At 48.6% G+C, this 13751-nt stretch carries 12 protein-coding genes; 8 read left to right on the top strand and 4 right to left on the bottom strand.

Annotated features, from left to right (window positions below):
* Positions 1-52 precede the first annotated feature (52 nt).
* Entirely contained in the window at positions 53-1789 is a 1737-nt protein-coding gene (locus tag LC073_RS09630; RefSeq protein ID WP_226646488.1) for a cation:proton antiporter, read from the top strand.
* 26 nt (positions 1790-1815) lie between these two features.
* Here LC073_RS09630 and LC073_RS09625 read toward each other — a convergent pair whose 3' ends face one another.
* Both LC073_RS09625 and LC073_RS09620 read right to left on the bottom strand, forming a co-directional pair.
* On the bottom strand, positions 1816-2451 hold the full coding sequence (locus tag LC073_RS09625) for an SDR family oxidoreductase (RefSeq protein ID WP_226646486.1): 636 nt from the start codon (positions 2449-2451) through the stop codon (positions 1816-1818).
* A 102-nt stretch (positions 2452-2553) separates the two neighbouring features.
* The gene (locus LC073_RS09620) at positions 2554-3927 is read right to left on the bottom strand and encodes an NAD-dependent succinate-semialdehyde dehydrogenase (protein ID WP_226646485.1); all 1374 of its coding nucleotides are present in this window, start codon (positions 3925-3927) and stop codon (positions 2554-2556) included.
* A gap of 322 nt (positions 3928-4249) precedes the next feature.
* On the opposite strand from LC073_RS09620, the gene LC073_RS09615 reads away from it, so the two are divergent.
* A complete protein-coding gene (locus LC073_RS09615) occupies positions 4250-5032 on the top strand; it encodes a CLCA_X family protein (protein WP_226646483.1) in 783 nt (260 codons plus the stop codon).
* Positions 5033-5107: 75 nt separating this feature from the next.
* Here the strand turns inward: LC073_RS09615 and LC073_RS09610 are convergent, their stop codons facing one another.
* Together LC073_RS09610 and LC073_RS09605 are read right to left on the bottom strand one after the other, a co-directional pair.
* Positions 5108-5575 (bottom strand): phosphate-starvation-inducible PsiE family protein, encoded by a 468-nt coding sequence (locus LC073_RS09610; RefSeq protein WP_226646481.1) that lies wholly within the window; start codon positions 5573-5575, stop codon positions 5108-5110.
* A 521-nt stretch (positions 5576-6096) separates the two neighbouring features.
* Entirely contained in the window at positions 6097-6636 is a 540-nt protein-coding gene (locus LC073_RS09605) for a MarR family winged helix-turn-helix transcriptional regulator (protein ID WP_226646479.1), read from the bottom strand.
* A 446-nt stretch (positions 6637-7082) separates the two neighbouring features.
* Between LC073_RS09605 and ectA the strand changes: the two genes are divergently transcribed.
* The 6 genes from ectA (at position 7083) to LC073_RS09575 (ending at position 13729) form a co-directional block, all read left to right on the top strand.
* On the top strand, positions 7083-7616 hold the full coding sequence (gene ectA, locus LC073_RS09600) for a diaminobutyrate acetyltransferase (RefSeq protein WP_319004717.1): 534 nt from the start codon (positions 7083-7085) through the stop codon (positions 7614-7616).
* 9 nt (positions 7617-7625) lie between these two features.
* Positions 7626-8921: a diaminobutyrate--2-oxoglutarate transaminase gene (gene ectB, locus LC073_RS09595; protein WP_226646475.1), complete on the top strand. Its 1296-nt coding sequence runs from the start codon at positions 7626-7628 to the stop codon at positions 8919-8921.
* Positions 8922-9016: 95 nt separating this feature from the next.
* On the top strand, positions 9017-9421 hold the full coding sequence (locus LC073_RS09590) for an ectoine synthase (protein ID WP_226646472.1): 405 nt from the start codon (positions 9017-9019) through the stop codon (positions 9419-9421).
* 357 nt (positions 9422-9778) lie between these two features.
* Positions 9779-11209, top strand: coding sequence for an aspartate kinase (locus tag LC073_RS09585; protein ID WP_226646470.1), 1431 nt, complete (start codon positions 9779-9781; stop codon positions 11207-11209).
* Positions 11194-12123, top strand: coding sequence for a TPR end-of-group domain-containing protein (locus tag LC073_RS09580; RefSeq protein WP_226646468.1), 930 nt, complete (start codon positions 11194-11196; stop codon positions 12121-12123). The genes LC073_RS09585 and LC073_RS09580 overlap by 16 nt, the downstream gene beginning before the upstream one ends.
* A gap of 172 nt (positions 12124-12295) precedes the next feature.
* Positions 12296-13729: a sodium/proline symporter gene (locus LC073_RS09575; protein WP_226646466.1), complete on the top strand. Its 1434-nt coding sequence runs from the start codon at positions 12296-12298 to the stop codon at positions 13727-13729.
* The last annotated feature ends 22 nt before the right edge of the window (positions 13730-13751 follow it).

Raw genomic sequence — 13751 nt, 5'->3', positions numbered from 1 at the left:
AACCTTGAGCACCTTTGACAGACCAAAGGGAGAGGGCTAATTTACTGACATCATGGAAGATATACACGCACTCGTTCCCGTCATTACATTGCTGCTTCTCGGTGTATTGGCGATCATTTTGATGCGCCCTCTCAGGTTGAGCCCAATTGTCGGCTATCTCATTGCGGGCCTGGCGGTGGGGCCCCATGCCCTGGATTTGATCCCGGAAAGCAATACCACCCACCTGCTAGCGGAACTTGGTGTTGTTTTCCTGCTGTTTGATATAGGCCTTCATTTTACCCTATCGAATATCTGGAATGCCCGAAGGGATATTTTCATTCTGGGTCCCCTGCAGATTCTGCTGTGCGGAGCCGCTTTTGCAGGTATCGCCTTGGCTCTGGGGGTTTCCCCTGCCTATGCCGGGGTCATTGGGGGCGCGCTTGCACTCTCATCGACGGCAGTCGTGGTTCAAAGTCTCACAGAGAGGGGGCAACAAGACTGTCCCGTTGGTCGCACCGGAACTGCGGTGCTGATTTTTCAGGATATCTGCGCAATTTTCCTGCTGGTGCTGGCAAGTTCACTGGAGGGGGGCAGCCCATCCTCAACTCACAATGGCCTTACTGCAGAAATACTTTCCGCCATCGCAAAATCAGTGGTCGCATTTGTTACCGCCGTCCTACTTGGTCGCTATGCCATCCGGCCATTATTTGGGCTGTTATCCAAAACCAGGAACGAAGAGGTTTTCACGGCCATGGCGCTTCTGGTCGTCCTTGCTACAGCAGCCGGCACCGGTGCTGTGGGATTGTCCCTGACATTGGGGGCGTTTCTGGGAGGAATGATGATCAGTGAGACCCCTTATCGCCATGTGATCCAAACGGAAGCGAAGCCTTTTCGTAATTTACTGCTGGCATTTTTCTTTATTACCGTGGGTATGTCCCTGGACTGGCGCATCCTGTTGGATGAGTGGGCAAAAATCATTCTCTTTATCTTAATTCTAATGACAGTCAAAGTTTTTCTGGTGGCCTTGGCGGCTCGGGCCTGCGGCTGGTCTCTTCCCGGATCGCTGCAATTGGGGTCTCTGCTGGCACAGGGCAGTGAATTTGTCTTCGTTATTATTGCTATGCCTCTCGCCCGTGAATCACTGGGGGAGCAGGCCGTTGGTATTGTCATTACCGGGGTGGCCGCCAGTTTAGCACTCACTCCAACACTTTCGAATCTTGGAAATCGTTTAGGAAAGTTTCTGTGGAGGCGCTCATCCTCTAAGGCACCTAGCCATGAATCCAAGCCGGTCACATCAACAGCGCCAGTGGTGATTTTTGGTATGGGCGAAGTTGGACGTTTGGTTGCCGACGCCCTGGAAGCTCAAAAAATAGGCTACGATGCCATCGAAATGGACTACGATCGGTTTCTCAGGGCTAGTGCCGATGGCTATCCGGTGGCTTTTGGTGACCTGGCTGATATCCGTATGATGGAAACCTTCCAGTATGCGGAGCGCTCGGCCATTGTTATCACCATTGTTCGTTATGAATTATCGAGGGCGCTAAGACCGGTTGTATCCGCACGCTACCCCAATTTAAAGCGCTTCGTTGCTGTCGATGGTGATAGCGATCTGGAGCGCTTTAAATCTCTTGACATGTATCCGGTGGTTAATAGGAGTACTCCCCGTGGACTGGATCTAGCCGCGGCAGTGCTGCAATCACAAGGTGTAGATGATAAGAAAATTAAAACCTGGATAGAGCGCCGCCAACAACGCGATCTGGACAGCAAGGATATTGTCAGCAACACCAAAGAACGATTACAGGCTCGATAAGTGGTTTTTCATTGTCACCGCCCAACTTAACCCAAGCGGGACAGGGCTTCTGCAATCGGAGTATCTCCCGCTATAAACTCAAATACTGCACCAATCGTTTTGGGTTCGGACAGGGATGCAGCGATAACCTCTGCTACATCGCCTCGGCTTATCTCCGCCTTAGTGCCCTCAAAAGAGTCATCTATACGGATAGCCCCTGTTTCTGCCGTATCCTTTAGTGCTCCCGGTCGCAAAATCGTATAGTCCAGGCCGCTTTTTTGCATATGAACATCCGCTGTGAGTTTAGCCTTCAGGTATGGTTGCAAATTTTCAGGACCCCGCCCTGGGCGCCCAGCAAAAATAGAACTCAGCAGTATAAATCGCCGAATACCAGCATTTTTCGCCGCATCACAAAGTTGGATGGCTCCATCCCTATCCACCGATTCGAGGGCTTTTCCTTTTGAGCCTGCAACAAAAACCACTGCGTCTTGTTTCTCTACTGCTTTAGCCAGAGATTCCATATCGGTGAGGTCCGCAAGAACGGGGTGCGCCCCGGCTTTACGCAGAGCTTCCTGTTGAGACTCCTTGCGCACCATGCCAGTTACTTCGTAGCCTCTTTCGATTAATTTATCGACAAGGATCTGACCTATAGCACCATTAGCGCCGGCAACAAGTATTTTCATTGGTGTCTCCAGGCAAGCGTTAACACAATCTTGATGGGGAGCTATAAAAACTGCAGCAGAACCCCCGCAATCTCGCGAGGGTGGCCGGTTGGAGTAACCTCCTTAATTGAAGTGTCGTATCAATTTCTGATTCACAAATTCTTTGATCCCCAGCTCGCCCAACTCTCGACCATAACCGGACTTCTTCACGCCGCCCATCGGCATACTCGCATAGCTTGAGGCCACATGATTCACGAAGGCAGTACCGCACTCCAGTTTTTCGGCTACGCGCTGCCCTCTCGCGTGATCCTTGGTATAGACAGAGCCACCCAAGCCAAAGCGGCTGTCATTGGCCATCTCGATAGCGGCTTTCTCATCTTTTACCACCCAAACACAAGCGATTGGGCCAAACAGTTCTTCTTCTGCCGCAGGTGAGCCCTCGGGTATATCCGTTAAGATACCGGGCTCAACGAAGGCTCCGTTGCGTTTCCCCCCCACCAGTAAATGGGCCCCAGCCTTGACCGATTTACTGACCTGCTCTTCCAGGTGTTCTGCCGCCTTTTCGGTACATAAAGGCCCGTAATCAGTAGTGTCTTTAAGGGGATCACCCGGTTTTAATTGTTTAAACAACTTGGTGACTCGCCCCAGGAATTCATCGGCAATCGGCTCGGTTAAGATAATCCTCTTAGCGGCTAGGCAAATTTGGCCACAGTTGCCAAGTTTGCCCTCCACAAATCGCTCAACGGTCAAATCCATATCCGCATCTTCAAGCACAATAAATGGATCGACTCCGCCCAGTTCCATTACGGTTTTCTTTACATTGCGACCCGCCTGTTCCGCCACTTTTGCACCTGCGGCATTACTGCCGGTAAAAGAAATTCCTTTTACCCGGTCATCATCAATAATCGGTGCAGCACCCGCAGAAGTGACCGGTAGGTTAGTGTAGACACCCTTGGGTACGCCGGCATCAAATAATAATTGTTCAAAAGCCTCGGCACACTGGGGTACATTAGAGGCATGTTTGGTGAGCACCACATTGCCGGCGATTAAGTTGGCAGCGGTAAAACGGGAAGGTTGATAGAAGGGAAAGTTCCACGGCTGGATACCATAGACAACCCCTAACGGCTGGAATACTAAAGTCCCCTCCCCTTCCCGGGTAGATAGTTGCTGTGGTGCTAAAATATTTTCCCCTTCCTCAGCATAGTAATCAAAAATCTCTGCGCAAAGCGCTAACTCACCCAGGCCATCACTAAGTTTCTTACCCATTTCTTGAGCCATTAACCGAGCCAATGTGTCGCTGCGCTGCTCGAACAATTCACTGGCGCGTTTGAGTATTGAGGCCCGCTCACTAAAGCTGCGAGCACTCCATTCCCCGAATGCGTTGTCAGCTCGGCCTATTGCCTTATCGAGCTCTTCCCGACTCATCTCATGGAAAGTTTTCAGTGTTTCGCCATTCAATGGATTGATAGAGATCAGAGGACGCTTGGACTTGGCCATAAAATGACTCCCGGCGAATTGCTGGATTTGACAGGCTGGACAAAAGTGCTACTTACATAAAGTTTGAACGCAAGTGAAGGCCTGACGGCTCTTGATGAGCTGCTAAAAACTACGGGAGCTTAACAATCGATAGAAGTAAGCCCCTAGCTATCGAAAAATTTCTCAGAAGGTGCTTTTAGGTGCCTGGCCAAAGTGTAGTCGTTTATTCACAAGGCCTGCCCGATATCGCTCTTGTGAGTGAAGCAGGGCTTGTAATAGTATCCTCCTCGAGTTTTATCCATCACTTCTTACACCAGTACACCTGCTAAACCGCAAGCCAACTATGGTAGCCACCCGCCAATTTTATCGCCGTGGACCCGATTTACGGGGTAATGACCAGGTATCCTTTGTCGATGTTAGAAAGCGTTTTGGCTTTAGGTCCATAGCTATTGGACGCTGGGTGACAGAAGAGGAACGAGACCGGGCTGCGGGTTTGTTTTTTGATGCCCTTTGCGACTTAATGGTCATCCTGCAGGGACCTGAAGCGCTTATCTCCCTGCGTGGGTCCCTTTCCTTCCAATACGGTATTGGCGGGCGCCCGGGAATCTCCGCTTTCTATGATCCCTCTGCCAAATCATTCTCCCTGGCTAAGAATGCCGGTCCAGGCGCTATTGCCCATGAATGGTTCCATGCGCTCGATCATTACCTTGCACAAAAGGCCTTTAGCGATACATCGAGCAATATGTATGCTTCAGAAGCCTGGCTGCACAATGCGACACCGGTGCCACATCCACTGAATGACCGACTTTTTGCTTGCTTTCAGGCCATTATGCTCGACGAGGAAGGCAATAACCCCAGTAACTTGGTAAGGGCCTCTGTAATATCCGATAAAACCAATAAATTACTTTATTACAGCAAGCCCGTGGAGCTGTGTGCTCGCGCTTTTGAGGCGTTTGTGCAGGATGCCAGTATTAGCAACAACTTTCTGGTCGCGGGCACCAAAGCCAGTGAAGAAGCCCAGCTGGGGCTCTACCCGATAGGAAGGCAAAGACAAAGGATTAATCAGGCTTTTACCGAGTATTTTACTTACTTGGGCAGGGCTTTGCGGGCAGATATTGAAAGATGAGGTGGATGTAAGAGGAGGCTGAGGCCTGGGGCGCCTGTAAATCGACACCCCATTTAAGTTTTCTTGGATCTGTTGCTATTCAGACATCAACTTTTCGCGCTGATAAACCAATATTGAACAGATGCGAAGCGCCCCTAGCACAAATATAAATGCAGAAAATGCGTAAAGCATCTCTGCTTTGATCTCATGTTTAAACAGCGCAATCAATATTTCTCTAAGCACAAAAACAATTGCGGCATCAACGATAAATGTAAGCCTAAGTTTATGGGTGTGGAAATACTCAATAAGCGATCTAGACAACTCTATCAATACATATAAGGTCAAAACGTCCGTTATGATATCTATGTAATGACCAGTAATGCCCTCAAAATTGAATAGTTTCCATGTTGTGACGAACAGCTGCAGGGTCCCCGCCGCTATCCCAATAATGATAAAGACAAGAATGATCCCAAAAACTACATCAACTGATTTATCAAAATAAATTTTGATTTTCTCACTGATCATCGAGTCTTTAACATTTGAGTTTTGCTCGGAACTTCGCATATGTAACCCTTAAAAGGCTTAGAGTCAAAAGATATCAATTTCAAATTCGGTTTTTATCCGTCCTATCCCAATAAAACGCATTTACTGTATGCTTTTCAAGCAGAATGGCGCTTTGGGCGGGCCAATAATCGCACAAACATTAGGATCAAACTACAAATTCACTATCCACTCCCTCGCATTAGAATTGCTAAAGGGCTGGTCATGATTTAACTGATGATTTTTCAGCCGTGCGGAGGCCGGTACGGATGGACACTTATGAGCTTCACCGATTCCCGATAATTCACATTACGTTTATATAGCTTAATCTATGGGATTAATGAAAGGCTCTTGTGCTATTTATGAGCCTGAGTAACCACAGGGCAAAACCAGAATACCACTAGGTTTCTGGCTCTCAGGGCGAATCGCAACCAAGGCATCCCTGGTGCGAAAGCTTCTACTTTTCAAATGAGCAGTATGAAATGGAGATCGCCCTGAAAACCTCCAAGCGCTTGTATTCCGCGGGAAGGATTTTTCTAGAGAAACTACTCGTCTTTCTTATCGAAGGGCTCGGCACGTTCAGGATAGACGCTGGGGTTTTCTATAGCGGCTCCTTGCCTATCCAATACACCGATATCCAATACGGGAGAAGCATCAATATGTTGCGCATCCATCATTTGGGCTACACGCTGCAATGAAGCGATGATCATACTCTGCTCCCAGTCTTTCAGGTCACCAAACTGGCGTGCAAATTGTTCCTGAAGCGGAATAGGTGCATCTCTCAATGTTTCAATGGCTTGTTCTGTCAGGTAGGCATGCACTTTGCGTTTGTCTGACGGAGAGCGCTGCCGATAGACAAGCTCTCTTTTCTCAAGGCGATCCAGAATATTGGTTACTGTCGCCTGGCTGAGGCTGACTTCATTGGCCAGTTCGCCAATGGTGACCTGACCCTTATTGCGTATGGCCTGCAATAACAACACTTGCGGAGCAGTCAGTCCTGTTGTTTTGGCGAGATGCTTAGAGTGCAGGTCTGTGGCCCTTATTACACGCCGCAGGGCCACTAACACTTGTTCAATGCTGTTCAAATCTACCTCTCAATCCCAGAGTCAAAGTGAATATTATGATTATATAGATGACACACTTCATATCTAAGTGCTTTGAGCTCACCCCGCGAAAAGAGAGACTCAGGGAGCCAACCCTAAAGAATGAATCATTCACGGAGTAATTTCCGCTCAATAAGCCATCGCGCTAGACGCTAGTACTTGAGCAACCTATCCCCCTGACCGCTCATTCACAAAAAGAGCAAATTCCTAATTTTGAGTAAACCCTCCTAGGTCCACCGGTGCATTTAGGCCAAGCACTATCTATAACTCTGTGCTCATAGTACTGGACTTTACATTTCATTCGTGTACGATATTTAGCGTTCAAAACATTTTTCACGAAAGACTTATCGAAAAAACTCAAATAAGCACTTTTTAAGGCTCATTTGTTCAATTTTCAACCTTTAAAATGTTTAGACCTGTAAATTTGTTTGGCCGAATGGGAAGATTTTTTGTCTAGATTAGAAAATATTTTACTAAGACCCCCGCTTCTCGAGGATGGTATGGCTGCGCACCGCCTAATTGAGAGCAGCCCCCCGCTGGACACCAATTCAAGCTACTGCAATCTCCTTCAGTGCAGCCACTTTTCAAGCACCTCCGTCATAGCGGAAGCTGGCAAGGAGCCCTTGGGGTTTATTTCCGGCTATCTTATCCCCGAGCGCAAAGACACCCTTTTCATTTGGCAGGTTGCCGTCTCTCAACGGGCGCGCGGTGCAGGCCTGGCTTCGCGAATGCTGCAAGACATCCTTGGTCGCCCTATCTGTCGAACAGTCTCATTTCTAGAAACGACAATCACTAAGAACAATCACGCCTCCTGGGCGCTTTTTAAAGGCGCAGCTCAGAGGCTCTCTGGCGATTTTCACTCCTCGGAGTGGATGGATAGCCAAGTCCATTTTGATGGACAGCATGACTCGGAACACCTTGTTCGTATCGGGCCTTTCACTCAAGTAACCAACCTTCAATAAGAGTAAAGAATGAAAATTTTTGATGAGATTGAATCTGAAGTGCAAAGCTATGCCCGCTCCTTCCCACGGGTTTTCTGTCGCGCAAAAGGTGAATTAATGTGGGATGAGGAGGGCAATCAGTATCTCGACTTCCTTGCCGGCGCCGGCACCCTGAATTACGGGCACAACAACCCGATTTTTAAAGAGGTGCTACTTGATTACATTCAGGCGGACGGTATCACCCACGGCTTGGATATGCATACCAAGGCGAAAGGTGAATTCCTGCAGGCGCTTAACGAGAAGATCCTTAAACCGCGCAATATGGAATATGTGGTTCAGTTTACCGGCCCCACAGGTACCAATGCGGTGGAAGCGGCGATGAAGATTGCCCGCAACGTCACCGGCCAACAAAATATCGTTACCTTTACCAACGGCTTTCACGGGGTGAGCCTGGGCTCTTTAGCCGCTACGGGCAACTCACACCATAGAGATGCCGCCGGCGTGAGCCTGAATGGCACCCACCGAATGCCGTTTGACGGATATCTTGGTAAAAATATTGATACCACCGAATACCTCGATAAAGTTCTTTCCGACTCCAGTAGCGGCATCAACTCACCGGCTGCAGTGATTGTTGAAACTGTACAGGGCGAAGGTGGCATTAATGTCGCTAGTGCCGAGTGGCTACGCAATCTGCAGAGTATATGCAGAAAACACGGTTTGCTGTTTATTGTTGATGATATCCAGGCGGGCTGTGGTCGTACGGGCGATTATTTTAGCTTTGAAGAAGCTGGTATCGAACCGGATATCATCACACTTTCCAAATCCCTCGGCGGTTACGGCCTACCCTTTGCCGTTGTACTAATGAAGCCTGAGCTGGACCAATGGAAACCCGGAGAGCATAACGGTACTTTCCGCGGAAACAATCTGGCTTTCGTAACAGCAAAATCTGCCATAGAACATTACTGGTCGGATGATAAGTTTTCCCAGGAAATTAAACGCAAGGGTAAATACATCGCCGAGCGCCTGGACAATATTGTCAGCAAGTATGGAGAGGGCCACTTCACCAGAAAAGGGCGCGGCATGTTCCAGGGGATTGATTGTGTGAGCGGTGAAATCGCCGGAAAAATCACACATTCCGCTTTTAAGCAGGGATTGATTATTGAGACAAGTGGTGCGGATGACCATATTGTCAAATTGTTATGCCCACTGATTATCAGCGATCAAAATCTGGCAAAAGGCATCGACATCATTGAATCCGCAATCAAGGAAGTCTGTGCTGCCGAAACGGAAATGCCGGAAGAAAAGGTCTATTTCAAGGCCTGCTAGACTTTATTTAATCAGGCAAGCTCGGCGTCAATTACCATACGATTAAAGTGAATGGATAACGCGGACTGCCTGTACATGACAAAGGTAGACTACCAATGATTGTTAGAAATTTGCCCGAAGCCAAAGCCTCGAATCGAAGAATCGTTTCCCCTGATGGCAACTGGGAAAGCACCCGCCTGCTATTGAAAGACGATGGGATGGGCTTTTCTTTTCATATCACCACTATTTACACCGGTGCAGATTTTCAAATGCACTACCAAAACCACCTAGAGGCTGTTTATTGTATTTCTGGCCGAGGAGAGGTGGAAACCCTGGATGATGAAAAAAAACACCCCATTGAACCGGGAACTATCTACATCCTAGATAAGCATGATAAGCATGTTTTGCGAGCCTTCGAAGAGATGACTATGGCATGTGTGTTTAATCCCCCGCTTCACGGTAAGGAAGTACACAATGCTGAGGGTGCCTACGAACTTGGGGCCGACCCCATTGATGTATAAGTAGTATGCCTGCAAGGGCGAAGGGGGTCACAACCCGACAAGCTGCCATTGTCGCGAACAGTTCTTACCGAACTACTCACAACAATCAGGCTTGATGGATAAGCGGGTTGCGCGAAGGGGTCATTTGACCCGCGACTCGATTCCCTCCCCTACTCTTATTTATATAGCCAGGTATTTAAAGCAGCTAACAGCTAAAAGGGAGACCGACCGTTTTGTAATTTTCCTTTGGAAAGATAATCCCCTTGAAAAGGGAAGCAGCTCCTGCTTTCTGTAGAGATATCTTAACCCGGCCTTACCTGCGGAATTGATCGCAACTAAATAGGCTGTCCAAGAGTACAAAAGGATCTATTAGAGACTATGCATACGATAGAAAAGATTGGTGGGACTTCAATGTCAGATTATGAATCTGTCAGGGATAACATTATTAAAGGGAGCCCAGATGATCTCTACAATCGAGTGTTTGTGGTTTCTGCATATGGCGGTATTACTGATTTATTGCTGGAGCACAAAAAAAGCGGCCAGCCCGGTATCTTCGGATTGTTTTCCAGCGGTATAGAAGATGACAGCTGGTTGGAAAAATTCAATGAACTGGGTTTAAAACTGCGCGAGATTAATAAGCGTTTATTTGGTGATGGCGAATTACTTAAAGAGGCCAACCTATTCCTAGATGAGCGTCTGCAAGGCGCTCAGAAATGCCTGCGCGATTTACAAAGCCTTTGCCAACACGGCCATTTCTCACTGGATGCCCACCTGGGCACCGTAAGAGAGATGCTCGCCAGCCTGGGGGAAGCTCACAGTGCCTGGAATACCTCTAAACTCTTACAACGGGATGGCGTTAACGCTTGCTTTGTGGACTTGACCGGCTGGCGGACCAGCAAACACATTTCACTGGATGAACGTATACGCGACGCCTTTGCAAATATCGACTTGAGCAAGCAGATGCCTATTGTCACTGGTTATGCACATAGTGATAAAGGTCTGCTGATCTCTTTCGACCGAGGTTATAGTGAGATGACTTTCAGCCGCCTTGCCGTCTTAACAGGCGCAAAAGAAGCCGTCATCCATAAGGAATTCCACTTAAGCAGCGCTGATCCGCGTCTGGTTGGCCCTGACAATGCTGTTCCCATTGGCAGAACCAACTACGATGTAGCCGATCAGCTGGCCAATTTGGGCATGGAAGCCATTCATCCGAAAGCAGCCAAAGGCCTTCGCCAGGAGAACATTCCCCTGCGGGTAAAAAATACTTTTGAGCCAGAACATGCCGGAACCCTGATTACTGGTGACTACATCAGTGACTCCCCCTGTGTGGAAATTATCGCCGGTTGTAAGGGAGTCTACGCCCTGGAGATGTTCGATCAGGACATGGCCGGAAGCCTTCAAGATTACGATCGCGAAGTACTCGCGGTGATCAAAAGGTATAAGGCGCACATCATATCCAAAGACACCAACGCCAATACGCTAACTCATTTCCTTTCTACCAACCTGAAAACCATAAAGCGTATTCAGTCTGCTATTGAGGAGCGCTTTCCCGAGGCGGAGCTGAATCAGCGCAAAGTCGCTATTGTTTCCGCAATAGGAAGTGATATGCAGATTCCAGGGGTCCTGGCCAAGGCGGTGCAGTCTATATCCAACAAAGACATCAGCGTACTGGCCGTACACCAATCAATGCGACATGTAGACATGCAGTTTATTGTCAATGAATCTGACTATGACGTGGCGGTGAGAACCCTTCACGAAGCACTAGTTGAGGTTCACGATCATGGAACCGCGATATGCCTCGCTTCCTAGCTGTTATCTTTTCTGTTGTCCTATTCGCCTCTTTCGCAGTATTTGCCCAAGAGGCGAATGATAAAAAAAACAATAAAAATAATACAAACAACAATATTGAAGAAGAAGTAGAGACCCTGAGTGAAGCCATGTATACCCCTTTTGTAGAGCGGTATATCCTGGATGAACTCAAGCAGTTGCGTATTGACCAGGCGCAAATCAAGCAGGACCTCATCCAACAAATTGTGGATCGTGAGCACAACTCGGTGGATCGGGCAGTAACTTACGCTACCGATACCGTAACCTACTTCTTTTATCTGATTGCCGGCGCCACCTCGATTTTAGTTTTGGTGGGATGGCGATCTTTCCAAGATATTAAGGAGCGCGTTCACACTCTTGCCGATGAGGAAATTTCCCGCTTGGTGCAGGAATATGAAAAGCGTCTTGAGGTGATTGAGAATCAGCTTCAGCAAAAGACCCAGCACATCGAGGAAAACCGAGAGGAAATCGAGCTAACCCAGGAGGTTCAGTCACTCTGGCTGCGTGCACAGCAGGAGTCATCCGTAGCCAATAAGATCGCTGTCTACGATGAGATTTTACAGCTACGTCGAGAGGACGTAGAGGCTCTCACCTATAAGGCTGATGCGGTTCTTGAGCTCAACGAACCCCAGTGGGCCATTAATCTTTGCCATCAAGCCCTCAGCATCGACCATGACAATGGTCATGCGTTTTATCAGTTGGCTTGTGCACACACCACCATGGGCCAGTTCGAAGAAGCCGTACGCTACCTAGCGGAAGCGATCATAAGGAGTGAGAGCTACCGCGATGAAATCCTAAATGATGATGCCCTCAAACCCCTGGTGGAGAGTAAGGTATTTAAGGAACTGGATAAGATCGTGGCCATGAAAAGCCACGACCACGACAAGAATACATAACGAGTTCGCTCAAAACGTTAGCCGTGACTTTCGGTGTGAAACTTAACGAGTCATTAGAGTTAGGCAGTTAACTGCAAAAGTCTCCACGTTACTGCGACCTGTTTTCACAGCGGCCGACTTAAATAAAGCATCCTCAAATCGAAATAAAGTGAAAACGACATAAGGTCTGCAAGTGATCTACGCATTTATTGGCTTTCTACTGTTATTTACCTTGGTGGGTATATCTTCCGCATTGTTTAGCCGCGGCACCAAGGCCGATTACTACCTCGCCAGTGCAGGCATCCCTCCTTGGTTGGTAGGTTTATCTGCGGTAGCAACTAATAACAGCGGTTATATGTTTATCGGCGTGATTGGATATACCTATGTCAGTGGCCTGGCATCCATCTGGCTTATGCTGGGCTGGATTGCTGGCGACTTTATCGCCTCTCTCTATGTGCATAGACGTCTGAGTAGCGCAACCAATTCCAGTGGCGAGGTCAGCTATGCCGGAGTGCTCAGCAATTGGTATGGCCAAAACCACTCCACCCTACAGCGCCTTATCGGGGTTATTTCCCTACTGTTTCTGCTGGTCTACGCCTCTGCACAGATGATTGCCGGTAGTAAAGCGCTCCATGTGCTTTTGGATTGGCCACTGTGGTCCGGTGCTGTAGCTGGGGCGATGCTGATTTGCCTCTATTGTTTTGCCGGTGGTATTCGCGCATCTATCTGGACAGATGCCGCACAATCCATTGTGATGATTGGCGCTATGGGCACTCTGTTGGCAGTTGCCCTGGCTGACTTGGGTGGGATCTCCAGCACTCTTGAGCAAATGAAGGCTGTCGAAGGATTTATGGACTGGTTCCCGCAGGAACTTGTAATGCCCGGCTGGGTGGGTATTGCCATCTTCGTGGTGAGCTGGCTCTTTGCTGGATTTTCTGTAATCGGCCAGCCCCATGTCATGGTGCGCTTCATGACGCTCAGCGACTCTAGCAAAATGTACCGGGCAAGAGCTTGGTACTATCTATGGTTTGTGCTCTTTTACTGTATGGCTACTGGGGTCGGCTTGCTGTCTAGAGTATATATTGCTGATGCCGGCAGTTTTGATGCCGAGCTTGCCCTACCGACCATGGCCATAGAGCTGCTCCCCCCCGTTCTCGTCGGCCTGATATTGGCTGGAATCTTCGCTGCAACGATGTCCACTGCAGATTCCCTACTTCTAAGCTGTTCGGCAGCTATTACCCACGACATATTGCCCCAAAAAACTGAAAAGACCTGGTTGCTGAAGGTCGCTACCGTGTGCATCACTGCTGCAGCGCTCATGTTGGCATTAACCAACAATCAAAGCGTTTTCAGCCTGGTGATTTTCTCATGGTCCGGTCTTGCCAGTGCATTTGGGCCACTGCTATTAGTGCTGTGCCTAGGATGGAAGCCCTCTCAGACTGCCAGCATCCTAGCCGTGCTCGTTGGTTTTTCCTCCGCTATAGGCTGGCGAGCCCTGGGACTTCACGGTGCTATTTACGAAGGTCTACCGGGGATTATGGCAGGGCTATCGGTATTCTACTTGGCCCGCCAGCTCTTCCAGTCCAGCAAGCTTCCGAGCGCGAGCCCTGTTGAGGGCACTCGTTAAACCCAACATAATTTTGATCATT

Source organism: Microbulbifer variabilis (assembly GCF_020524905.1).
Classification (GTDB): domain Bacteria; phylum Pseudomonadota; class Gammaproteobacteria; order Pseudomonadales; family Cellvibrionaceae; genus Microbulbifer; species Microbulbifer variabilis_A.
The sequence above is the reverse complement of the archived record's forward strand: the minus strand, read 5'-3'. Positions and strand labels throughout refer to the sequence as shown.

What these genes read in the sequence shown, in the direction of transcription:
- LC073_RS09625 (WP_226646486.1), bottom strand. Translation starts at nt 2,451, where the DNA reads ATGAAAATACTTGTTGCCGGCGCTAATGGTGCTATAGGTCAGATCCTT.
- LC073_RS09585 (WP_226646470.1), top strand. Translation starts at nt 9,779, where the DNA reads ATGCATACGATAGAAAAGATTGGTGGGACTTCAATGTCAGATTATGAA.
- LC073_RS09630 (WP_226646488.1), top strand. Translation starts at nt 53, where the DNA reads ATGGAAGATATACACGCACTCGTTCCCGTCATTACATTGCTGCTTCTC.
- LC073_RS09615 (WP_226646483.1), top strand. Translation starts at nt 4,250, where the DNA reads ATGGTAGCCACCCGCCAATTTTATCGCCGTGGACCCGATTTACGGGGT.
- LC073_RS09620 (WP_226646485.1), bottom strand. Translation starts at nt 3,927, where the DNA reads ATGGCCAAGTCCAAGCGTCCTCTGATCTCTATCAATCCATTGAATGGC.
- ectB (WP_226646475.1), top strand. Translation starts at nt 7,626, where the DNA reads ATGAAAATTTTTGATGAGATTGAATCTGAAGTGCAAAGCTATGCCCGC.
- LC073_RS09610 (WP_226646481.1), bottom strand. Translation starts at nt 5,575, where the DNA reads ATGCGAAGTTCCGAGCAAAACTCAAATGTTAAAGACTCGATGATCAGT.
- LC073_RS09590 (WP_226646472.1), top strand. Translation starts at nt 9,017, where the DNA reads ATGATTGTTAGAAATTTGCCCGAAGCCAAAGCCTCGAATCGAAGAATC.
- LC073_RS09580 (WP_226646468.1), top strand. Translation starts at nt 11,194, where the DNA reads ATGCCTCGCTTCCTAGCTGTTATCTTTTCTGTTGTCCTATTCGCCTCT.